The sequence below is a fragment of the Vibrio sp. 1CM8B genome (assembly GCF_023161685.1).
Taxonomy (GTDB): domain Bacteria; phylum Pseudomonadota; class Gammaproteobacteria; order Enterobacterales; family Vibrionaceae; genus Vibrio; species Vibrio coralliirubri.
Window position 1 is genome coordinate 25,288 of record NZ_JALNTU010000021.1, and the last position, 22,232, is coordinate 47,519.

Here is a 22,232-nt window from a genome sequence, read left to right on the forward strand (position 1 = left end):
AGTATGTAATTATGCTTCCTCACCAATTTTTTAAATTACTGTCTGATGAAACGCGAGTGCGTTGCTTAATGATGATTGTGCGCCAAGAGTGCCTTTCTGTTGGTGAGTTGACTCAGGCATTACAAGAAAGTCAGCCAAAGGTTTCACGCCACCTTGCGCAGTTGCGTTCAAACGGCATTTTGACTGACGTTCGCCAAGGGCAATGGGTGTTCTATCGCCTTGCTAATGATTTACCGGGTTGGATGCTAAAGTTAATTGATGACCTTATCGCATCGAACTGTTTGAAAACTGAATACCAACAAGATATTGAGCGCCTAGAAGCGATGACTTCACGTCCTCAATGTTGCGTTTAAATACATTAAAACTTATTGCCAAGATAGTTTAAGTTGCAGCTAGGCGACAAGTGAACTTATCCCTATGAGCATAGGTTTCCTATGTGATTAGGGCGGCCGGCGATCCGGTAAGTGAATGCAGTCAACAACGCTGCGGCTTCAAATATGAAGGCAATTAACTGAGAGAACAGAAAATGACAGTCAAAGTAGGTATTAATGGTTTTGGTCGTATCGGCCGTCTAGCACTTCGCGCAGCTTTCGATTGGGAAGAGCTAGAGTTTGTTCAAATTAACGATGTTGCTGGCGACACGACAACACTGGCTCACCTTCTTGAGTTCGATTCGGTTCAAGGTCGTTGGAATCACGAAGTGGCTGTTGAAGGCGACGAGATGATCATTAATGGCCAGCGCATCAAGACCACACAAGAGCGCGACATCGATGCGATCGACTGGTCTGGTTGTGATGTGGTTATCGAAGCGACAGGTGTTCACCGTAAGACCTCTTTCCTAAACAAATACCTAGAGCAGGGCGTGAAACGTGTTGTGGTATCGGCGCCAGTGAAAGAAGAAGGCATCGCAAACATCGTTGTTGGTGTGAATGACAATATCTTCGACCCTGCGGTACACAAAATCGTAACGGCAGCGTCTTGTACAACGAACTGTATCGCGCCAGTGGTTAAGGTGATCAACGAGAAGCTTGGTATCGAGAACGCAGCCTTCACCACTATTCACGATTTAACTAACACGCAAACTATTCTTGATGCGCCGCACAAAGACTTACGCCGCGCACGTGCATGTGGCATGAGTCTTATCCCAACAACGACGGGCAGCGCCAAAGCGATTGTTGAGATCTTCCCTGAGCTAGAAAACCGCATCAACGGCCACGCAGTTCGTGTACCGCTAGCGAACGCTTCTCTGACAGACATCATCTTCGAAGTGAAGCAAGACACCACGGCAGAAGAAGTTAACGCGATGCTGAAAGAAGCGTCTCAGAATGAACTAAAAGGTATTCTTGGCTTTGAAGAGCGTCCACTGGTTTCTATCGATTACAAAGGCGACCAACGCTCAACAATCGTGGATGCACTATCAACGATGTTGGTCGGTAAGCGCATGGTTAAGATCTACGCTTGGTACGACAACGAGATGGGTTACGCGACACGTACCGCTGAGCTAGTTCGTACCGTTGGCCTTGCTTAATAAGAATCTGGAGAAGATATAATGACACATCCAACATGGCAACTAGACCTAGAGCAAGGTGCGCTAATCCTGACTCCATGCCCAGGTACAAAAGAAGCAACGCTTGATGCATCACTGGCTCAGCTAAAAGAGCAAGGCGTTGAAGCTATCGTGACAGCACTTGATGACCATGAGCTTGCAAGCAAAGACGTGGCGGCACTTGGTGAAAAAACACGTGCGCTAGGCATGCAATGGTTCCAAATCGAAATTGAAGACGACTGTGCACCGGGTGCTGATTTTGCTGCGAAGTGGCAAGCGGCTAGCCCTGAGCTACATAACATCGTTGATAACGGCGGCAAGGTTGCGATGCATTGTATGGGTGGCTCTGGTCGCACTGGTTTGTTCGCGGCTCACCTACTGTTAGAAAAAGGCTGGGATTTGAGCAAGGTTGTTCAAGAGGTGCAGGCACTGCGTCCCGGCGCATTTACTAAGCCTATTCAGGTTGAGTATATCAACGGCGTAGCTTCTGCGTAGCTCTTCATACTTGAACCTGCAGCGTTGTTAACTGCGCAAGTTCACCGGAACGCCGGCCGCCCTAATCACATAGAACACCTATGCTCATAGGGCTGAACTTGCTTGTTGCCTAGCTGCAACTCCAATTATTTTGAGTATAAGTTAAGTGGAAAGTAAGAATTAGAGCTTTTGGACACCTATGATCTAAAAGCTCTTTTTGTTTAGATTGCAGAGATAGCGTTATGTTTTCAAATCTAAGTAAGAGCGTTCGCCAATACATGTTGGTGACTTTTAACTACTGGAACTTCACCATTACTGATGGTGCACTTCGTATGCTGGTGGTTCTGTATTTTTACGACCTTGGTTACAGTTCGTTAGAAATCGCCTCACTGTTCCTTTTCTATGAATTCTTTGGTGTGGTGACTAACCTAATCGGTGGCTGGTTAGGGGCACGTCTTGGCCTCAATAAGACCATGAATATCGGGTTAGGCATGCAAGTTGTCGCCTTGGGTATGCTCGCTGTGCCAACGGCAATGCTGACCATTCCTTGGGTCATGGCGGCGCAAGCCTTGTCTGGTATCGCTAAAGACCTCAATAAGATGAGTGCCAAGAGTTCGATTAAGACTCTGGTTCCTGATGAACAACAGGGCGCGCTTTATAAATGGATTGCGATTCTGACCGGATCTAAGAATGCGCTTAAAGGGGCTGGCTTCTTTATTGGTGGTTTGCTGCTTTCAACGATTGGCTTCCAATACGCTGTGCTCGCGATGGCAGCCGTGTTGGCATTGGTCTTCGTTGGCAGTGTGTTGAGCTTAGAAGCGGACATGGGTAAAGCGAAAACCAAGCCTAAATTCAAACAGATCTTCTCTAAGTCTGAATCCATCAACATCCTATCTGCAGCGCGTATGTTCCTATTTGGTGCTCGTGATGTGTGGTTTGTGATTGCTTTGCCGATTTACCTAGGCAGTGTGTTTGGTTGGGATCACTCATGGGTTGGCGGTTTCTTAGCGGCTTGGACTATCGCTTATGGCTTTGTACAAGGCATAGCGCCGAAGATTACTGGTAAAGCTCAAGGCAAGGTGCCAGATGGCCATGCTGCGCTGTTATGGGCGGGGGCGTTGGCTATCGTGACCGCTGCTATCGCTTATGCAGTACAGATTGGTTGGCAACCAGAGCTCGTTATCGTGGGTGGTTTGATGGTATTTGGTGCCATCTTTGCGGTGAACTCATCACTTCACTCATATTTGATTGTGAGTTATGCGAAAGGCGATGGCGTTTCTCTTGATGTCGGTTTCTACTACATGGCAAACGCGATGGGTCGTTTGATTGGCACGATATTGTCGGGCTTGGTATTCCAAATGGCAGGTTTGTCTGCGTGTCTGTGGGTCTCTTTCGCATTCTTAGCGATAACGACGGTGATCTCTCTGCGTTTACCGAAAGTACCGCAAATTTCAGCGGCATAAGCTTCAGCCGCATGATTGAGAGCCAAAGTCGCATAAGCTAGCGTCGTATGAGCTAAATTCGCGATAAGCATCTCCTTTAACACTAAGCTGACTTGGTATTTATTCCGGTCAGCTTTTTTATTGCTATAGTAGAATGATTGAATATTAATCAGGCATTTACATGAAGCAGCGAATTCTCTTTTTTGATTTAGCACGATGTGTCGCGGCCGTAGCGGTTATCGCGATTCATGTTTTGGCGCCTTATCGCAATGAATTGGGCACTATTCCTTTCGGTGAATGGCTTACTGCCATAACGGTAAACGGCTTCAGCCGCTGGGCAGTACCTGTGTTCATCTTGATTACTGGTGCACTGATGCTCAGTGATCAGCGCCCGTTTGACGCCAAATACTACCTCAAGCGTCGTCTGGGCAAGGTACTGATACCTTTCATTGTCTGGTCGCTTTTCTATACCTATCTGTCAGGTTGGTCGGCAATGGGCTTTGATGCCAACGTCAGTTGGGACGTGTTGCTTAATAGCTACCATCATTACACCTATTACCACCTTGGTTTCTTCTATTACTTCATTCCGCTCTACTTTGTGATTCCTTTCTTGCAGATCATGGTTAGAAAGTACGGTGATAGATCGGTCTATGTCTTTACGGCGGTATGGTTGTTCACAACATTACTGTTCTTACTGAAAATCGATGGCCCTTGGAGTCACGAGTTGTGGTTGTACACCGGTTACTTACCATTGGGTTACTTGCTGTATAAAATTGTGCCACTTAACAAGATGACTGTTGGCGTGAGTGTGTTACTGGGTGGGCTAGCGTTACTAACCACGGTTTACATGGTTGTTGATGCAAGCTTGGTTGCAGAAGAGTACACGGTAGGGCGCTGGTTATCTTACAAAACGTTGAATACCGTATTAGCCGCGAGCATGGTGTTCATGGTATGCCGTTACTATGGTGAAGGCTTGTCTGAGAAGAGTAACCAAGTAGTTGGCTTTATCAGTAAACACAGCTTGGGTATTTACCTGCTGCACCCGATTTTCTTGTGGCCGATGAAAGAGTTCGGTTGGTACCAAGGACACCCGGCTTGGGTTATTCCATTATGGATCGTGATCAGCGGAGCTGGCGCGTTATGGATGAGTTGGTTGGTGTCTAAGTCAGAGAAAACGCGTTGGTTATTGCCTTAGCGGTGAGTGCTAAGGCTTTCTGATGGATTGCTTAGGGACGAAAGTTGAAGCGGCTGACGTTTAGCGCTTCAACGCAAAGTGTAAGAACTTATCGCCTTGGTAGGTTAAGGTTCCTTTGTCGCCAGGGTTAAGGGCGTGGAAATAGTGGATGCCGACTTGGAATTCTCGCTTCGGACCAACCACACCACGTTGAACGTAAATCCAGTACTCTTGATCTTCTTGGCCCGGTTCTGCGTCAGGAAGGTCGATCGATTGTTTGTCTAACACCGTGACATTCACTTTCTTCTCTGGCGCATTTTCACCTTGCGAGTGTTTTCGATAGAAACCAATAAATACCCAAGCCGCTAGAGCAGCGAGAGCAAAGATGGCAAAAAAGAGTGAATTAGGCATATAACCTCCATGTAGTCGTGATGGTTATTCTAGTCTTTCAGGCAATAGGGATATGTGTTTAAAGCCGTTATTCGTGAACTGTTGTAAGCCAAGCTGATTATTTTTCGGCAGACATCACATTTAATGGTCAGTTTGGGATAAAGCATTGTTATTTATTGTCTCTTTCTCTCGTAAATAACAGTGATTTTGTATAAGAATAGGGAAATGCTCGACTAGAATTATAGTGTGGAGTGGGAGGGCCAAGATGACCGATATTGAAAAAGTGGTGACAAGAACTCGCAATATAGAGAAATTATTGAGGCTTCAATATCATGCCGAAGGCGAAGGATTGCATGAGCTTGTAACAAGCTGTGAAGAAAGGCTACCGCACGATATGGTGAGCAAGCTGCGCTATATCGCAACGTGTCGTAATAAGGTAGTCAATGAACATGAGGCTAAGTTGGAAGACCAACATAAGTTTATCATGATGTGTAACGACTGCGAGAAGGAGCTGACTCCACGTAGTGGTCGTTTTATCTGGCGAGTTGCGATCTTACTGATGATGGCAATGACTTTAGCTGCCGCAGGTTTCTATTATGCGAACTGGGATGTGCTAACACTGCATCTGTTTTCGAAGTGAAAATGAAAAAATTGAACAAAAAAAGGGACGCTCATGGCGTCCCTTTTTTTATCTGTAACTTGCTTAGTACATCATCGGTAGTGTCATTAGACCTACAACTACCGCGATCATTACAAGTCCTTGTCTTTGCGAAGATGAAATCATAACACTACTCCTAAATTTGGTTGTCTCTCGCTATGTTTTAAAGAATAGCACTACTTATGGCTTTAGATCAAGAATTACTTTCGAAAGCTTTAAAAGTAGTAGAAAACTATGAGTTTTTGGCTGGTTTGGCAGTGTTTAACTGTGTTTTATGGTGTGTTCTTAATTTGTTCGTTGTGATTTATGTTTGTTCTGATTTAATTTAACTTGTTGTTTTATAATGGTTGTTTTGTGTAATTTATATTGTTAAAGGTTGTTAAACTGTATTAATAGAGGTTGGTGGTGGCTAGGTTGATTTTGGTTGGTTTTTTAAGTTTTCGGCTTGGTTTTTGTGGCGATTTTTACCGGAGGCTTGAAATAACCTGACAAAACTGGGCGTTAAAAAAGAAAACTGGCTACTTTACAAGTCTAGGCTTGGTTGGCGTTTTTATTTCCCTATTAATCTTGAGTTTGTTTGTTTAAGTTATTGTTATTATTTGTTTTAAATGTGGTTATTTTAATTTTTTAAGTGTGGTATTTGACGGAATTAGGCCGGTTTTGGTGGGGCCGACAGGTTAGAATTGGCCAAAATTCAAGTATGGCGACTCTAATGCCAGTTTGAATGGGTTTTATGTTGATTCGTTCTAGTTTTAAACGAATGGCCATTGTCATGGTGGTAATTGTTACGACTTCAATCTAAAGAGACTCTTTTTAGTGGAAGCGTAATCAAGATCCAATTTTGAGGGGCTGAGGCTTTACATCAACACTCGTGTGCCTAGACTGGCGACGATTTAAAGCAATAGGGCAAATGGTATGTGGAGTTGGTTGGCGGTTTCCTTGTCTGGTATCGGAGCAATAGCAGGAACGAAACATGGACATATCGGTCAGGCCTTATCGTATAAGGTTTTTACCTATGTATTATTAGCGACCATTGCTTTAACTCAATCTGTCGTTGCTGATTTTACCTATTGGGTCGTTGCTGGGTTGGCGGTCTCTGCGATCGCAGATGTCTTGCATACTGTTACTCAAAAACGTCCACTGCATTTTGTTTGCTTCTTGCTGGCTCAGCTCTGTTACAGCAAAGCATTTTGGTTACAGCTATCAGGAGAAATGGTCTGGTGGTTGTTCGCGCTGCTGTTGGCGGCTTGTGTCGTTGCTTTCTTCTTGCTTCTGCCTCGTTTAGACAAACTCGTCTTTCCTGTGGTTATCATGGGTATCGTGCTTATTCAGCTTGCATGGGCTTCTGGTGAGCTCTGGTTGCTTGATCCTCAACTGTCGCATGCGGTGGGTTTTGCGGGTTGTGCCGTGTTGCTGCTTTCAGCATTGGCATACGCGCTAAATTTCTATCGTAGCCCAATTAAGGGTGCCTACTTTTGGGTGACGGGCAGCTACTTTCTGGCTCACGCTCTCATTGTTGCTTCCCTTACCATTTAGGGTAGAGCTAACTTAACTCTGAGCTACATCAAGGCAGCTCAGATGAAAGTAGGTACTCTACGTCTAGTTCATTAAACATGAGATAGAGTTATGACTACCGAAATTCATGCACACAACGTTTTAAACCTACTGAGTGAAAAGCCACTGACTCGTGAAGAGTTGACGCAAGAGCTCGCTCAAACTTATGGCGCAGAAGCGCGTTTTCATACCTGTAAGCTGAACGGCCTGGATTTAGATGGATTGCTGAAGTTTTTCCTGAAGATGGAAAAAGTCGTAGTTATTGATGACAAGCTTTGCACTAATCGCGAACGTGTGTGTAACCACTAATTCCCAGTGACTTGGTTTTTAGCGCCTTTTGGCTTTTATAGATAAGAAGAGTGGATGCGACGTTTCGGCTTCACTCTTTAAATTCTCTTTTTACTTTTCTCCTTTCTACCTTTCTATTTGCTTTCGCAAAATTCCCTTCTAATTACATAAGTTAATCCTTTTATTACTGCGTTCGAAAATCAATGTTGAGGCTGCTATACTCCGCGCACTTACGCTTTTCGAGACAAACTTATGGAAATTTTATCTGCAGCAACCATGCTGTTTCTTATTATGGACCCGCTTGGCAATCTACCAATCGTGCTCTCTATCCTTAAGCATATTGATCCGAAGCGTCGCCGTATTGTTCTTGTTCGTGAACTGATGTTTGCGCTGGTTATCCTGCTGTTGTTCTTGTTTGCTGGTCAAAGCATCATGAACTTCCTGCATGTGCAGCCTGAAACCTTGAGTATCTCAGGCGGTATTATTCTGTTCATCATCGCGATTAAGATGATTTTCCCAAGTGCGGGCAGTATTACCGGCCTTGCGGCGGGTGAAGAACCGTTTATCGTGCCGATGGCGATCCCAATGATTGCTGGCCCTTCAGTGATTGCGGCATTGATTCTGTTGTCGACTCAGCACCCTGACAATATGTTAGAGCTTTCAGGTGCTGTGATGCTGGCTTGGGGTGCTACCTTCTTTATTCTGATGTTTAATGGCTTCTTCCTGCGAGTGCTGGGAGAGAGAGGTCTTAAAGCCATCGAACGCTTGATGGGCTTGTTGTTGGTTATGCTGTCGACGCAAATGTTCCTCGATGGTGTGAAAGGCTACATGGGCTAACATCAATATCGTTGCTGAATAAAAAAACGCCGCTCAAATGAGCGGCGTTTTTGTCTCTACTGTTTCTGTCATGATGTTTTCTGTAGCTAAGCGTTTTATATCTGGGCTTAAGCTCGATTACATCATGTGTTTGCGTCGGATATCGAGTAAGGCGAAGACACCGAAAATCAATATTGACCATTTCTCCCAACGTGACATCTCGATCTTGTCGCCGAATGCACCGATGAAAATCAGCATCTGCAGGCCGTGCATGAAGAACAAGAATGCTGTCATGATATAAAGCGCAATCGCAGCGTTACCCGGGAACGGGTAGAAAATATTTACTATTAAGATAAACCAAACAAAGGCGATGGCTGCTTTTGCTAGTGGAAGCAAGAACTTCATTCAATAACTCCTATTCTTCAGTGATTCGATTGAACAGTCGGTAGCTTGACTGTCCGGTGGTCTTATCGCGATGCAATTCCCAGTTTTCTGGCATAGCTTCGAGTTTCAGTTCTTTCTCGGTCTCGACGTAAATGATGGCATTGTCTGCAAGCCAACCATTACTCTCAAGCAGTTGTACTGTTTCTGCCAGTAAGCCTTGACGAAATGGTGGATCAAGGAAAACCATATCGTAAGGAGTGCCTGGTTTCTTAAGGAAAGAGATAGCATCAGTATTCACGACATTAATGTTGTCTGCCTTGAGCTCTTTCGCGTTATCAGAAAGCTGTTTAGCCGCCTTTTGATTCATTTCGAGCAGTGTCACCATTTTTGCTTGGCGAGAAGCTGCTTCAAAACCTAGACCGCCAGAGCCGGCAAATACATCCAAGCAAGTTGAATGTGGGATATCTTGAGCCACCCAGTTAAAGAGCGTCTCTTTTACTCGGTCAATGGTTGGGCGTAATCCTTCTAAATCATGAACAGGTAGCTTTCTACCTCTCCATGAGCCACTAATAATTCGAACAAAGCCTCCGGATGGCTTTTTTTGTGATGTGTTTTGCTGGCGACGTCTTACCATAGATTTTTTGACCGCTAATAAAGTGATACTATACCGAGCCCAATTTAAGTGGGTTCGTGTATTAAATAAATTTGCAATGACAAAGTGTATCAAGCTAAAAGCAAACTTATCACTGCTTTGTCATTTTTCTTTACTATTCGTTTGTACAAGCTTGTATTGTATAACAATAGCAAAGAGTCGACGTGTATTAAGTCAATACAGCTAATTAGTAGATCTAGGAAACTCCTCTGATGACGGAAAAAAAGAAGCGCGGATTATTATCGTGGCTTGGTTTTGGTGAAGAAGAACAAAGCCCTAAAACTCAGAATGAAGCGAACGTAGAAAGCGTTGAAGATCAAACTGAAGTTGAATCACAAGTTGAGGCTGAACAGGTCGCGCCTGAAGCTGAACAATCTAAGCCAACTGAACCTGAGCAAGTGCTTGAAGAAGCTCAACAAGAGCAGCAACCTGTCGCAGCAGAAGCAGAAGCAGAAGCAGAAGCAGAAGCAGAAGCAGAAGCAGAAGCAGAAGCAGAAGCAGAAGCAGAAGCAGAACAGGAAGAAGTGGCTGCTCCGCAAGCCAAGGTTGAAGAAGTTCAAGAAAAGCCAACAGAAAGCTTCTTTGCTCGCCTCAAGCGCAGCCTAAGCCGCACTAAAGCAAACATCGGTGCGGGTTTCTTTGGTCTGTTCAAAGGCAAGCAAATCGATGAAGACCTGTTTGAAGAGCTAGAAGAGCAACTTCTGATCGCTGACGTGGGTATGAATACTACGGTTAAGATCATTGAAAACCTGACAGAAAAAGCATCTCGCAATGACCTAAAAGATGGTGAAGCGCTTTATGGTCTGCTCAAAGAAGAGATGGCAGACATCTTAAGCCAAGTGGAACAGCCACTGGTTGTTGATACCACTAAAACACCTTACGTTATCTTAATGGTGGGTGTGAACGGTGTAGGTAAGACAACTACGATCGGTAAGCTGGCGAAACAATTCCAAAATGAAGGCAAGAAAGTGATGCTAGCAGCGGGTGATACCTTCCGTGCTGCAGCCGTTGAACAGCTTCAGGTTTGGGGCCAGCGTAACGATGTGCCAGTTATCGCTCAGCACACGGGTGCGGACAGTGCGTCTGTTATCTACGATGCGATTGAAGCTGCGAAAGCGCGTGGCGTTGATGTTGTGATTGCCGATACGGCAGGTCGCTTACAGAACAAGAGCAACCTGATGGAAGAGCTGCGCAAGATTGTTCGTGTAATGAAGAAGATTGATGACTCTGCACCACACGAAATCATGCTAACGCTCGATGCAGGTACGGGTCAGAATGCTATCAGCCAAGCGAAGCTGTTCAGTGAAGTGGCTCCAGTAACGGGTATTACACTGACTAAGCTAGACGGTACGGCGAAAGGTGGTGTAATTTTCTCAATTGCTGACCAGTTCCAGATTCCAATCCGCTACATTGGTGTGGGTGAAGGTATTGATGACCTGCGTCCATTTGAATCTAAAGACTTCATTGAAGCACTATTTAGCCGCGAAGAGTAACGCGAGTAGCAAAGTGGTTTATCCTTAATCTGCTACCGTTTTTAAATTTGATATTAGTGATCGTAAGAGGAATTTTCGGTGATCAAATTTCAGCAAGTGAGTAAAGCCTACCGAGGTGGAAGACAAGCGCTCCAAAAAGTGGACTTTCACCTGAAACGTGGAGAGATGGCTTTTTTGGGTGGGCACTCTGGGGCTGGTAAAAGTACCTTGCTGAAGTTGATCTGCGCGATAGAGCGTCCAACCGATGGACGAGTCTGGTTCAACGATCACGATATCACTCGTATCCCAGCCAAAGACATTCCTTTCTTACGCCGTAATATAGGGATTGTTTTTCAAGATCATCGCCTGCTGATGGACCGTTCGATTTTCGATAACGTCGCTCTGCCTATGCGTATTGAATCTATTTCTGAAAACGAAATAAAACGCCGAGTCAGTGCTGCGTTGGACAAAACCGGTTTATTAGATAAAGCCCGTTGTTTGCCAAGTCAACTTTCTGGTGGTGAACAACAACGTGTGGGTATTGCTCGCGCCGTGGTGAACCGCCCAACTCTGCTTTTAGCAGATGAGCCTACCGGTAACCTAGATCCTGAATTATCCAACCGTGTGTTGCGATTATTTGAAGAGTTCAACCGCGCAGGCGTGACGATCATCCTAGCAACGCACGATATCGGGTTAGTGAACACTCGCCCTCAATACCGCCATCTTGAATTAAACCAAGGATTTTTGAGTGAGGTTGAAGACTATGGCCGCGAATAAGCGCATCAAGAAACCTCAATCTAATCGAGCAGCGAACCGCGCCTCAAGCGACGACTTCTTTATTGTTCACTGGAAACAAGCCAAGTCATCGTTCTCGCAAATGTGGCAGCGCCCGTTAGGCAACTTGCTGACCCTTGCGGTGATCTCAATGGCTTTAGCGATGCCAGCTTGTTTGTACCTACTAGGTAAAAATGTGGGTGAAGTGGCGCAAGATGTCACTAGCCCGTCACAAATAAGTGCTTATGTAGAGGATGGTGTTCCTGAGCCACGAGTAATGGTGCTTAAGGATGAAATCGAAAGTTGGGATCAAGTCGAGCTGGTGGAGTACATCTCTCCACAGCAAGGGCTTGCAGACCTCAGCCAGTATTCTGGTTTTGAAGATGCCCTAACCATCCTAGACGATTATTCACTGCCAGGTGTGCTGGTGATTACACCAAGCGTACACAGCGATACCCTAATTAAAGAACTGGCAGGCACAGTTAAACAACAAGAATTAGTCACCGATGTTCGCTTAGACGAAGATTGGTTAGCTCGATTAGATGCGATCAAAGCATTAGCGGCTGTCATCGTGATTACCTTAACGGTATTGATGTTGGGCGCGGTATTTCTGATTATCGGCAATACACTACGATTTAATGTGTTGGCGCATAAAGAAGAGATTCAAACCATGAAGCTGATTGGTGCGACCGACAGCTACATTCTTCGACCATACCTTTATGCAGGGATGTGGTTTGGCGTTTTAGGTTCGATTAGCGCTTGGGTAATGACGGCATTGATTACCGTATTACTGAACAGCGCAGTGGATGACTTGGCTCAGCTATACGACAGCCACTTCCGTTTAATTGGCCTGAGTTGGGATGAATCTTTACTGCTTTTGATCGTAGGAACCCTACTTGGTAGTGTGGCTGCGAAGCTTTCTGCACAGCGTCACCTAAAAGAAATTGAACCAGTTTAGGTGAATAGAGTCATATTTAGACAAAAAATAGGCACTTCTTAACCAGTTTTTGCCTTGTATAGACGAATTGATTATGCATAATTACTTCCCCCTCCTTGAAACCTGTTCATTTTAGGTTCAAGATTGTCGGGTTTTAATAGATGTATTACTCCAGATCAGAGATTGATGAGGAACCGAATGGCAAACCAAGCGTATCAAATGGCTTTAGTCACACAAGATAGTTTAGATAGCTATATCCGCTCAGCGAACAGCTACCCAATGCTGACACCTGAAGAGGAACGTGGACTTGCAGAGCGATTACATTACAAAGGTGAGATCGATGCTGCGAAAGGTTTGATCCTTTCCCACCTACGATTCGTGGTGCACGTTGCAAGAGGCTACTCTGGCTACGGGTTGCCAATGGCTGATCTCGTCCAGGAAGGTAACATCGGCTTGATGAAGGCTGTTAAGCGCTTCAATCCAGAAGTTGGTGTTCGTCTCGTCTCGTTTGCTGTTCACTGGATCAAAGCTGAAATCCATGAATACGTTCTACGTAACTGGCGTATCGTTAAAATTGCGACCACTAAGGCACAGCGTAAATTGTTCTTTAACCTTCGTAAGTCTAAAAAGCGTTTGGGTTGGTTCAATAACGGTGAAGTTGAGACGGTTGCTCGTGAACTGGGTGTTGAGCCTTCAGAAGTTCGTGAGATGGAATCTCGCTTAGCGGCACAAGATGCGACGTTTGAAGCGCCTATGGACGATGACGATGGCGGTTCTGCTTATACTGCTCCAGTTTACTACCTAGAAGACAAAGCGTCAGACGTTGCTGAGACGGTTGAAGCGGCTAACTGGGAGTCACACACCAATAATCGCCTAGGGCTAGCACTAGCAAGCTTAGACGAGCGTAGCCAACACATTGTTCGCTCACGTTGGTTAGACGACAACAAGGCAACACTGCAAGATTTGGCGGATACCTACAGTATCTCTGCTGAGCGTGTTCGCCAGTTAGAAAAGAATGCGATGAAGAAATTGAAACAAGCCGTTGGTGATTTCTAATAGCATCTAGTTTCTATTAGCTTCTACTTTTTAGTAGAGCTAACAAATAGCTGAATTTTGAAAAGGCCGAGATCGAGAGATCTCGGCCTTTTTGTTTTGGATCGATTTCTCAACTTTTGCGATCGAAATTTGCAAAATGATTTTGTGGATAACTCTGTGAGAAGTTTATTCGTCAGCTGTCTAAAAGCAGGGTGTAGTAAGGCTTTGACGGAGTTTTTCGAGTGGGGATATGTTTCAGTTAACCCACAGTTAGATCAGGATCATTACTACATGTTGTGGATCTATTTTTGAAAAGGCACTTTATTCACGCAATTCACAGATTTATCCACAAATGGTGTAAAAGTGATCGCTGGTGGATAACCTTATTAAGTGGATGTGAATGTTAGCCTTGGGATAGGTTACAATGGCAGCAAAGTAAATCAGTATAAAAAGAGAAAGTCATGGACCAGTTTAAACATATCGATGTTAAAGGCGCTCAAGCCCTCATTGAACAAGGCGAAGCTCGACTTGTCGATATACGTGACCCGCAGTCTTTTGCGGTTGCCCACCCAAAAACAGCCTACCACCTGACTAACGATACGATGGTGTCGTTCATGGATGAGGTGGAGTTCGAACAACCTATCTTAGTGATGTGCTACCACGGCATCAGTAGCCAAGGTGCAGCACAATATTTAGTGAACCAAGGCTTTGAAGAGGTATATAGTGTTGATGGTGGTTTCGAAGCTTGGCATCGTGCTGAACTTCCAGTGATCGCAGGTTAATTACTTTCGTCACCTGAACCGCTTCAAGCATCCCTCATAGAATGAATAGGAAGTAACAATGATTAGATTGATGGTGTTAGACAATCCACGTCTTGCTCAAGCATTTATTGATTATATGGCCTCTCGTCAGATCCCTATTCAGATGTCTCCAGAGGGAGAAGGGCGTTTTGCTCTTTGGCTTCTTGATGGCCAATTTCAGGTTGAAACCGAAGCTGAGCTGAATCGTTTTCTGGCTGAACCCAATCATAAGCGCTATCAAGCGGCGTCTTGGGACATGGCAGAGACCAGAAAGAGCAACTTCCATTACTACACGCCAAGCTTCATGGGCATGATCAAAGCCAAAGCAGGCCCTGTGACACTAAGTCTGATGTTGGTGTGTGTGGTGATTTTTGCGCTGCAACAGATCGGTTTTGGCCAAGCAATTTTCAATGCCCTGCATTTCCCAGCGGTTGATGGACAGCAATGGCAATTGTGGCGTTGGCTGAGTCATGCCGTTCTGCATTTCTCTGTTATGCACATCGCATTTAATATTTTGTGGTGGTGGCAGCTAGGTGGAGACATTGAGAAGAAACTTGGCAACCTCAAGCTACTTCAGATCTTTGCTGTCTCTTCTGCGCTTTCAGGTGCTGGGCAATATTGGGTTGAAGGGGCGAACTTCGGTGGTTTGTCTGGTGTTGTGTATGCCTTGGTTGGTTACTTATGGGTTGTCGGTGCGAAGGCGCCACAGCTTGGTTTGGGTATCCCAAGACAGATTGTCGGCTTTATGTTGGTGTGGTTGGTGCTTGGGTACATGCAGCCATTTATGGCTATCGCCAATACGGCGCATTTAGCTGGCCTAGCCGCTGGTGTGATTATTGGCTTTATCGATGCGATGAAAGCACCAAGCTCGGCAAGAAGTTAACTCATCTCTTCTAGTGAGTAGCCAAACGATAGAGACAAAAAAAGCGGCCAGATGAGCCGCTTTTTTATTGGGATTCGTTTTACATCATTACTGATAAAGGTATTTGGTAAACAGTAAATCAGCAATCAGGGTTTTACCTGTCTCTGGAAGCAAAATCTTGTTGAGGTGTTCAACTAAGGATTTTCTTAAGTCTTCACGGCCAGATAGAGATTTAATGGTTTCTTCGTTTTGTTTGCCAAGCAATTCAATCACCGCATCACGAATCAGTGGTTGGTGATGCTCAATAGCGGCCAAGTCGTTACTATTTGCCACCATGATGTCGAGGCGAACCTGAATGTAGCCCAGTTTTTTACCTTTAGTGTAAAAATTGGTGGTCAGGTCTGGCTCTAGCGTGAAGTAGGCGAGTTTAGCTGCCGACTCCTCTTCAGCGAAACTTGATGCTGAAAAGAGTAGGGTAATCGCAAGAAATATTTGGGCTACATAACGTTTGTGCATATTTGTGACTTTTCTTTAGTTTATTCGCGATATTCGAAACGCATTAGTCTTGTTACAATGAGCGGTCTAAATCTAAATACGTTTACAATTCGAAGAACGCTTTAATTTTGTTCGAAAGTTGAAGCTTTATTGTACGTGTAAAGTCACCTATTGAATACTAGTATGAATCAGCCAATATCGCTGTATCTTAATTCGTTAATGAATGTAGATTGGCAAAGTACAGAAACATTTGATTTTCCTAATGAAACCACCAAAGAGTGGCTGATGGAGCAAGGTTCTCTTTCCCGCAAGTTGGGGAAGAGCTGTCAGCACCTGTCTGTTGAGTTGCTTCATAATCAAGTTGTAGAACGCTCAATGCTACAACAAGACGAGGAACATCTTTTATCATCGTTTGATTGCTTACTGCGTAAAGTGATTTTAAAGGGTGATGACGAACCGTGGGTGTTAGGTCGAACCTTGATTCCCCGAGTCACATTAGAAGATCATCAGCACTCAGACCTTTCTCAACAAGGTAATGTCCCGCTTGGATTGACCGTTTTCAGTGCTGAGAACGTGGAGCGAGATGCGCTGCAAGTCGGTTGGGTTATTGCAGGCGATGAGCGATTACTCGCGCGTCGTTCTCGATTATGGATGAACCATAAACCGATGCTTGTGGCAGAACTGTTTTTACCAACATCACCCATTTACTCTAAGGAGAGTGTGTAAATGCTTGCCACCAAAGCGAAGGCGTATTGGCAATTAACGCGAATGAATCGCCCGATTGGTACCCTATTACTCCTTTGGCCGACCTTGTGGTCACTGATTATCGCCGCGCAAGGTATGCCTGATTTTGATGTCTTGGTTGTTTTCGTACTCGGCGTAGTGTTGATGCGTTCAGCTGGCTGTGTGATCAATGACTTTGCTGACCGTAAAGTAGATGGCCATGTTAAACGTACCAAGCAGCGCCCATTACCCTCAGGTTTGGTTTCCAGCAAGGAAGCGATTCTGCTCTTTTTAGTGCTCGCCGTAGTTTCATTCTTGCTGGTACTGACCATGAATCCACTGACCATTAAGCTCTCATTTATTGGTGTGGGTCTGGCGTTCATTTACCCTTTCATGAAGCGTTTTACGCATCTTCCACAGTTGTTTCTTGGCTTAGCGTTTAGCTGGGCGATACCAATGGCTTGGGCGGCACAAACCAATGAGCTGCCAAGCATTGTGTGGTTTATCTTCGTGATTAACGCGTTGTGGACGATTGCTTACGACACGCAATATGCGATGGTTGACCGAGATGATGACTTGAAGATTGGTATTAAATCGACGGCTATTTTATTTGGTCGCTTCGATAAACTGATTGTGGGCTCTTTGCAACTCGTCACCCTAGCGATGCTGATTGCGTTAGGCATGCATTACCAACTAGGAGATACCTTCTATTGGGCATTGTTGGTAGCGGGAAGCTTATTTGTGTATCAACAACATCTGATGCGCCATCGCGATCGAGACCTTTGTTTCCAAGCCTTTCTAAACAACAACTATGTTGGAATGGCAGTGACAGCGGGCTTGTTCATTACCTTCTGGTAAGCATCAGCTTTTCGAGTTAACGAACGCTAAAGAAAAAGGCACCCATTGGGTGCCTTTTTTGATCGTGTTCGGTCTCGCTATTCAAGAGACTCCAAGCTGTTGATTACTCCGCTTGGTGGATACTTTCTTGAATCGTCAAACGTACTTCAGGGTAAAGCATTGAGTAGAGAAGCTTAGCGAATTGCTGAGTCTTTTCTAAATCACAGTTACCATCGTTATCCAGATATTGCTGTTGTTTCAGAGTGGCGAACATCGACGCAAACACGCCTTTATCGAAGAACTCTGGTGCATTGATGCCTTGCAGACGACCAAGTCGCTGTGCAATGTCTTGGCTCTTCTGTTCAAGATCGGATTTATCCAGATCAGGATTCTCTGCCAACAGGTTCAGAGCAATAGAGTAGCGTTGTAGCGTCTCTGAAATCGTACGACCTAACAGCATCAGTGCTTGGCTGTTTGATTGGTTAATGGTGACTTCGTTATCAGAAACCACAAGCATACCTTGGTTAACCAGCTCTTCAATGATGTTAGAAACCACGTCTTCAAGCTTGTCTTCGTCGTAGCTTAGGAACAGCTCTTTCTTCAAGAACGGGTAGATAGCAGCAACGTTCTCTTGGATCGCGTCAATCGATAAACCGCGTTGACGAATGGTCATCTGTGCAATTAACGATGGCAGAGCAAACAAGTGAATGATGTTGTTTCGGTAGTAGGTCATCAGAATTGACTGGTGACGGTCTAGCGAAATGATGTCGCCCATTGAGTCTGATTCAATCAAGAACTTATTCAGTGATTCAGCATGTTTTACCAAATCTTCAGCACTGTCTTTTGGCACAGTGAACGTTGCAGAATATGGAACATTCTTAAGCAGAGATAGGTAGCAATTGATCTGAGAAACCAAAGAGTCACGAGACAATGCGCGCTGTCTTGAAGCCAATAGCGCCGTTGCACAAAGGGTCAGAGCATTGGTCGCTGCCGCATCGTTAATGTGCGTCATCATTTTAGTCGCCAAGTCATTAACCACCGGGTTCATCCATTGTGGCTTGCTGGTGCCCATTGGATCGATGTCTTTCGTCCACTCAGGTGAGTGTTCATTCAGGTATTGGTTCAGTTGAATCGGCTCACCGAAGTTCACGTAGCCTTTACCAAAGTTACGCAGCTTACGAATGGTACGAATCACTAAGCTCGCGTTTTCTTTCTCTTTACGCTTGCCACGAAGTTCTTTTGCGTAAGTCGCCACTTCCATCACGTGCTCGTAGCCGATGTACACAGGAACCAAAGTCACCGGACGGTTCATGCCGCGCAGCATTGCTTGGATTGTCATCGCTAGCATGCCTGTTTTCGCCTGTAATAGACGACCAGTACGAGAACGACCACCTTCACTGAAGTACTCTACTGAGTAACCTTTAGCGAACAGTTCCGCTAGGTATTCACGGAAAATCGTCGAGTACAGCTTGTTGCCTTTAAAGCTACGACGAATAAAGAACGCACCACCATGACGGAAAATAGGACCGGCAGGGAAGAAGTTTAGGTTGATACCCGCAGCGATATGCGGAGGCACCATGCCTTCATGATAAAGCACATAAGAAAGCAGTAAGTAGTCCATGTGGCTACGGTGACAAGGCACGTAAACAATCTCGTGACCATCTTGAGCCAACTTGCGAACCGTTGAAGCGTTACTGATATGCAGGCCTTGGTACAGCTTATTCCACAACCAACCGAGAATCTTCTCACCACGCTTGATCAGCGAATAAGAGAAGTTCGCAGCAATCTCGTCCATGATGTCTTGAGCTTCTTTGCTCGCTTTCTCGATCGAGATGTTCTTTGCTTGTGCTTCGTCTTCAATCGCTTTCTTGATCGCTTCTGATTTTAGTAGGCGATCAAACAGAGCTTGGCGGCTTGGCAGGTTAGGGCCTGATGCTGCAAGCTTTTGGCGAGAGAAGTGAATACGTGCCACGCGCGCCAATTTATGTGCGATGGTGCTGTCGGTACCATGTGAATTAGCCATGTAGCGTAGAGAAACCACTGGGCTGAAACGAACCAGACAGTCACGACCGGCTAGCAACACCGCTTTTGATTTCTCTAAGCCGTTCATTGCTTGTAGGTAAGGCTTCTGGTTATTCTCTTTACCAGGCTTACGTCCCCACAGCACTGTAGCAGGGATAACTTGAACATCGAGTTCAGAGTCGTCAGCGTGCAGTGAAAGCAGCTCAGAGAACACTTCAATTGAAGAGCTTGGTACATAATCATCGTCTTGCAGCAGAGTTTTACGAGAAGAGATGAAAACGTAGCGTTGCAGTGATTTGCCGTTGATTTCAAGCTTGCTCAACGGATCAGGTAGGCCTAATTCAAGTGCATGTTTTTGCAATGTAAGAATGTCTACACTTGAGCGAAACGGTAAGGCGTATACAATCGGTTTGCTCAAATCAATGTTCAAATCCTCAACAGGGTTTGAAGGAATTGATGTGCCCTTTACCAATACGGATAAAGGTAGCTTCATTAATGAACGTGAAAAAGATTGTCCAGAAGACATATAGGTTCACTGCCTCAATAGTTATTTCAATGTGCTGAAGCGTATCTCTATTTCTCTGATAAAAAGGATAAATCCTATGAGTGAAATAGGGATAAGCCTAGGCGTAAATTTAATCGATGCAAGAATACCAGAAACTGGTCTAACCTTTTAATGGAAATAGTCATATTGCCGTTAAGTTTGTGGAAAATCATTCATCGACTGATTGAGTATAGGGTTAAAAATGACCAAAAAATCAAACACCGGATTCAAACGCATCATCAAAGCTGCAGGCTTTTCATGGCAAGGTATTACGAGTTCGTTTAAAAACGAGGCTGCATTTCGACAGGAAGTGTTCATGGCGGCCGTGCTTATTCCGTTGGCATTTTACCTGGATGTAAGCCAGGTTGAACGAATCTTAATGATCTCATCGGTGGTATTGGTGATGGTTGTCGAGCTAATCAATACCGCGATTGAAGCGGTTGTCGACCGAATCGGCAGTGAGCATCATGAGTTATCTGGAATGGCGAAAGATGTCGGTTCGGCAGCGGTTTTCATCTGTTTGGCACTCGCAGGTTATGTGTGGCTAGAGATCTTGTTTTTGTAATTTGCTAAAAATGAACTAAAAACAACCAATTGCTTTGCTTTTGTTCAGTTACTGGATATACTCACAGTCAACTGTATAAAAAGACAGGTGAATCATGAAGCCGTTAACGCCCCGCCAGCAACAAGTCTTTGACCTTATCAAAGGTAAGATCGAAGATTCCGGTATGCCACCGACACGTGCAGAAATCGCGCGTGAACTAGGCTTCCGTTCTGCTAATGCTGCAGAAGAACATTTGAAAGCTCTTGCTCGTAAAGAAGCGATTGAGATTATCCCGGGTGCGTCTCGCGGTATTCGTATTTTGCTTGAAGATGCAGCAAACGAAGAGCAAGGTTTACCATTAATCGGTCAGGTTGCCGCTGGTGAGCCTATCTTGGCTCAAGAGCATGTAGAAATGCATTACCAAGTTGACCCTGGCATGTTTAAACCACAAGCTGACTTCTTACTTCGTGTAAATGGCGAAAGTATGAAAGACATCGGTATTATGGATGGTGATTTATTAGCTGTTCATAAAACACAAGATGTACGCGATGGTCAGGTTGTCGTGGCTCGTGTCGATGATGATGTAACGGTAAAACGCCTAGAACGTAAAGGTTCAACGGTTCTGTTACATGCTGAAAATGAAGAATTTTCTCCAATCCATGTCGATCTTGAATCTCAACACTTGTCTATTGAAGGACTTGCGGTTGGTATTATTCGCAACACCGACTGGATGTAGTCAGTACAAACAGCTTATTGATATTTATTCTCAATAACTTGTTATTGTAATTGATATTCATTATCATCTTCTTTGTCGAGATACAAGGAAGATGATGATGCCAAACCCAACCAAACCTCAAATGAAGCCGCTTACTCGTAAGCCGCGCTCCTCTGTTCAAAAGGCTTCTTCTGAACAAGGGTCTGCACATCAAGAATTCCAAGTTCCGACGAACCTCGTTCAACATCTTTGGTTTCGTAGTCGCGAAAGCCTAGCCGATGATGGTCTCGTTTATGACCCCATCGCAGCTCAAGCCTGCAAGCGTTGCCAGCTCGCACCTGAATGTCTTACTGGCGAGCTCGACCAGCAGCAACTCCTTTACGCTACACTGACTCAACTTTGTGACTCTCAAGTTCAGCAATTTCTATCTCACAACCCAGATGCTTGGATCATCAATGTTGGGGCAGGGCTCGACACCCGTTTCTACCGTTTAGATAATGGACGCTGCCATTGGGTTGAGTTGGACGTCACGGAAAACCTAGTGTGGCGCCAACGCCTGTTCCACAAAAATGAACGCTATCGCTTGGAGTGTGGTTCTGTCGATGACCTAACTTGGTTGGATGAACTTAATATTCCAGAACAAGCCTCGGTGATGGTGGTGTGTGAACATGCTCTGCTCGATTGCAATGAACAGCAGACGGCGAACTTCATTCAGTCTTTGAGCCGCTACTTTACTCATGCACATGCGTGTTTAGTGTTAGCTGGAGATAAAAGCTCAAGTACGTTGGGGCAAAAACTTGGTTCAGGAAAGTATGCTCATGGGTTGTCTTCACCAATAGACAGCGTTCTTAATTGGCTGCCATGGGCACAATGGGTAAAAGCGTTTTCTCCCCTAGACCAACAATGCAATCGTTGGAAATTGTGGCAGCGGCTTCTTTGTAAAATCTCTCAGGTCAAAAAGCGTTTAACGCCACAGTTAGTGCTCGTGAAATGGTAACCCTAGTGGTTCTGTATTTCGAGTAACTGAGCACATAGCCGGTATAAGTAAAATTCCACAACATAGTGACCACCCACTAGGTTAAACTATCGCCTCT

The 22,232-nt window shown here is 45.0% G+C and carries 26 protein-coding genes; 21 read left to right on the top strand and 5 right to left on the bottom strand.

The window, feature by feature from the left end; translation table 11 throughout:
• Nucleotides 1–11 precede the first annotated feature (11 nt).
• The 5 genes from MSG36_RS22995 (at nucleotide 12) to MSG36_RS23015 (ending at nucleotide 4,657) form a co-directional block, all read left to right on the top strand.
• Nucleotides 12–353 carry a metalloregulator ArsR/SmtB family transcription factor gene (locus tag MSG36_RS22995; protein WP_012605038.1) on the top strand — a complete coding sequence of 114 codons (342 nt, stop codon included), beginning with the start codon at nucleotides 12–14 and terminating at the stop codon, nucleotides 351–353.
• A gap of 173 nt (nucleotides 354–526) precedes the next feature.
• Complete coding sequence (locus MSG36_RS23000) at nucleotides 527–1,528, top strand: ArsJ-associated glyceraldehyde-3-phosphate dehydrogenase (protein WP_248369842.1); 1,002 nt, start codon at nucleotides 527–529, stop codon at nucleotides 1,526–1,528.
• Nucleotides 1,529–1,549: 21 nt separating this feature from the next.
• Nucleotides 1,550–2,041, top strand: coding sequence for a cyclin-dependent kinase inhibitor 3 family protein (locus MSG36_RS23005; RefSeq protein ID WP_048615023.1), 492 nt, complete (start codon nucleotides 1,550–1,552; stop codon nucleotides 2,039–2,041).
• A 221-nt stretch (nucleotides 2,042–2,262) separates the two neighbouring features.
• Complete coding sequence (gene arsJ, locus MSG36_RS23010; protein WP_048610756.1) at nucleotides 2,263–3,483, top strand: organoarsenical effux MFS transporter ArsJ; 1,221 nt, start codon at nucleotides 2,263–2,265, stop codon at nucleotides 3,481–3,483.
• 160 nt (nucleotides 3,484–3,643) lie between these two features.
• Nucleotides 3,644–4,657, top strand: coding sequence for an acyltransferase (locus MSG36_RS23015; protein ID WP_248369844.1), 1,014 nt, complete (start codon nucleotides 3,644–3,646; stop codon nucleotides 4,655–4,657).
• A 60-nt stretch (nucleotides 4,658–4,717) separates the two neighbouring features.
• On the opposite strand, the gene MSG36_RS23020 is transcribed toward MSG36_RS23015, so the two are convergent.
• Entirely contained in the window at nucleotides 4,718–5,047 is a 330-nt protein-coding gene (locus MSG36_RS23020; RefSeq protein WP_017061032.1) for a DUF2500 domain-containing protein, read from the bottom strand.
• Between the two features lie 244 nt (nucleotides 5,048–5,291).
• Here MSG36_RS23020 and MSG36_RS23025 point away from each other — a divergent pair, with 244 nt between their 5' ends.
• From MSG36_RS23025 to MSG36_RS23045, 5 genes are all read left to right on the top strand, one after another.
• Nucleotides 5,292–5,666 (top strand): hypothetical protein, encoded by a 375-nt coding sequence (locus tag MSG36_RS23025; protein ID WP_004736595.1) that lies wholly within the window; start codon nucleotides 5,292–5,294, stop codon nucleotides 5,664–5,666.
• Between the two features lie 200 nt (nucleotides 5,667–5,866).
• The gene (locus MSG36_RS23030) at nucleotides 5,867–6,013 is read left to right on the top strand and encodes a hypothetical protein (RefSeq protein WP_248369846.1); all 147 of its coding nucleotides are present in this window, start codon (nucleotides 5,867–5,869) and stop codon (nucleotides 6,011–6,013) included.
• A 586-nt stretch (nucleotides 6,014–6,599) separates the two neighbouring features.
• Complete coding sequence (locus MSG36_RS23035; protein WP_048615031.1) at nucleotides 6,600–7,220, top strand: lysoplasmalogenase; 621 nt, start codon at nucleotides 6,600–6,602, stop codon at nucleotides 7,218–7,220.
• 90 nt (nucleotides 7,221–7,310) lie between these two features.
• Nucleotides 7,311–7,547: a YecH family metal-binding protein gene (locus MSG36_RS23040; protein WP_017061034.1), complete on the top strand. Its 237-nt coding sequence runs from the start codon at nucleotides 7,311–7,313 to the stop codon at nucleotides 7,545–7,547.
• Between the two features lie 231 nt (nucleotides 7,548–7,778).
• Entirely contained in the window at nucleotides 7,779–8,363 is a 585-nt protein-coding gene (locus MSG36_RS23045; RefSeq protein WP_017063768.1) for a YhgN family NAAT transporter, read from the top strand.
• A 117-nt stretch (nucleotides 8,364–8,480) separates the two neighbouring features.
• On the opposite strand, the gene MSG36_RS23050 is transcribed toward MSG36_RS23045, so the two are convergent.
• A complete protein-coding gene (locus tag MSG36_RS23050; RefSeq protein WP_016784000.1) occupies nucleotides 8,481–8,747 on the bottom strand; it encodes a DUF1145 domain-containing protein in 267 nt (88 codons plus the stop codon).
• A 10-nt stretch (nucleotides 8,748–8,757) separates the two neighbouring features.
• Entirely contained in the window at nucleotides 8,758–9,360 is a 603-nt protein-coding gene (rsmD, locus tag MSG36_RS23055; protein WP_017066764.1) for a 16S rRNA (guanine(966)-N(2))-methyltransferase RsmD, read from the bottom strand.
• A 230-nt stretch (nucleotides 9,361–9,590) separates the two neighbouring features.
• Here rsmD and ftsY point away from each other — a divergent pair, with 230 nt between their 5' ends.
• From ftsY to glpG, 6 genes are all read left to right on the top strand, one after another.
• A complete protein-coding gene (gene ftsY, locus MSG36_RS23060; protein WP_248369848.1) occupies nucleotides 9,591–10,871 on the top strand; it encodes a signal recognition particle-docking protein FtsY in 1,281 nt (426 codons plus the stop codon).
• 78 nt (nucleotides 10,872–10,949) lie between these two features.
• Nucleotides 10,950–11,627 (top strand): cell division ATP-binding protein FtsE, encoded by a 678-nt coding sequence (ftsE, locus tag MSG36_RS23065; RefSeq protein WP_004736585.1) that lies wholly within the window; start codon nucleotides 10,950–10,952, stop codon nucleotides 11,625–11,627.
• Nucleotides 11,614–12,582: a permease-like cell division protein FtsX gene (ftsX, locus tag MSG36_RS23070; RefSeq protein ID WP_248369850.1), complete on the top strand. Its 969-nt coding sequence runs from the start codon at nucleotides 11,614–11,616 to the stop codon at nucleotides 12,580–12,582. The genes ftsE and ftsX overlap by 14 nt, the downstream gene beginning before the upstream one ends.
• Before the next feature lie 177 nt (nucleotides 12,583–12,759).
• Nucleotides 12,760–13,617, top strand: a complete 858-nt coding sequence (gene rpoH, locus MSG36_RS23075; protein ID WP_017055518.1) for an RNA polymerase sigma factor RpoH — start codon at nucleotides 12,760–12,762, stop codon at nucleotides 13,615–13,617.
• A 440-nt stretch (nucleotides 13,618–14,057) separates the two neighbouring features.
• A complete protein-coding gene (gene glpE, locus MSG36_RS23080; protein ID WP_017061039.1) occupies nucleotides 14,058–14,378 on the top strand; it encodes a thiosulfate sulfurtransferase GlpE in 321 nt (106 codons plus the stop codon).
• 58 nt (nucleotides 14,379–14,436) lie between these two features.
• A complete protein-coding gene (gene glpG, locus MSG36_RS23085) occupies nucleotides 14,437–15,279 on the top strand; it encodes a rhomboid family intramembrane serine protease GlpG (RefSeq protein ID WP_248369852.1) in 843 nt (280 codons plus the stop codon).
• Nucleotides 15,280–15,366: 87 nt separating this feature from the next.
• Here the strand turns inward: glpG and MSG36_RS23090 are convergent, their stop codons facing one another.
• Nucleotides 15,367–15,774 carry a flagellar basal body-associated protein FliL gene (locus MSG36_RS23090; protein ID WP_048610748.1) on the bottom strand — a complete coding sequence of 136 codons (408 nt, stop codon included), beginning with the start codon at nucleotides 15,772–15,774 and terminating at the stop codon, nucleotides 15,367–15,369.
• 162 nt (nucleotides 15,775–15,936) lie between these two features.
• Here MSG36_RS23090 and MSG36_RS23095 point away from each other — a divergent pair, with 162 nt between their 5' ends.
• Nucleotides 15,937–16,479, top strand: a complete 543-nt coding sequence (locus tag MSG36_RS23095; protein ID WP_165903508.1) for a chorismate lyase — start codon at nucleotides 15,937–15,939, stop codon at nucleotides 16,477–16,479.
• Nucleotides 16,480–17,334, top strand: coding sequence for a 4-hydroxybenzoate octaprenyltransferase (gene ubiA / locus MSG36_RS23100; RefSeq protein ID WP_048610746.1), 855 nt, complete (start codon nucleotides 16,480–16,482; stop codon nucleotides 17,332–17,334).
• 103 nt (nucleotides 17,335–17,437) lie between these two features.
• On the opposite strand, the gene plsB is transcribed toward ubiA, so the two are convergent.
• Nucleotides 17,438–19,861: a glycerol-3-phosphate 1-O-acyltransferase PlsB gene (gene plsB, locus MSG36_RS23105; RefSeq protein WP_048610744.1), complete on the bottom strand. Its 2,424-nt coding sequence runs from the start codon at nucleotides 19,859–19,861 to the stop codon at nucleotides 17,438–17,440.
• Nucleotides 19,862–20,081: 220 nt separating this feature from the next.
• Between plsB and MSG36_RS23110 the strand changes: the two genes are divergently transcribed.
• From MSG36_RS23110 to MSG36_RS23120, 3 genes are all read left to right on the top strand, one after another.
• Nucleotides 20,082–20,444 (top strand): diacylglycerol kinase, encoded by a 363-nt coding sequence (locus MSG36_RS23110; RefSeq protein ID WP_048615036.1) that lies wholly within the window; start codon nucleotides 20,082–20,084, stop codon nucleotides 20,442–20,444.
• 94 nt (nucleotides 20,445–20,538) lie between these two features.
• Nucleotides 20,539–21,159 (top strand): transcriptional repressor LexA, encoded by a 621-nt coding sequence (lexA, locus tag MSG36_RS23115; protein ID WP_019820514.1) that lies wholly within the window; start codon nucleotides 20,539–20,541, stop codon nucleotides 21,157–21,159.
• Between the two features lie 97 nt (nucleotides 21,160–21,256).
• The gene (locus tag MSG36_RS23120; RefSeq protein ID WP_048610739.1) at nucleotides 21,257–22,135 is read left to right on the top strand and encodes a class I SAM-dependent methyltransferase; all 879 of its coding nucleotides are present in this window, start codon (nucleotides 21,257–21,259) and stop codon (nucleotides 22,133–22,135) included.
• Nucleotides 22,136–22,232: the final 97 nt, after the last annotated feature.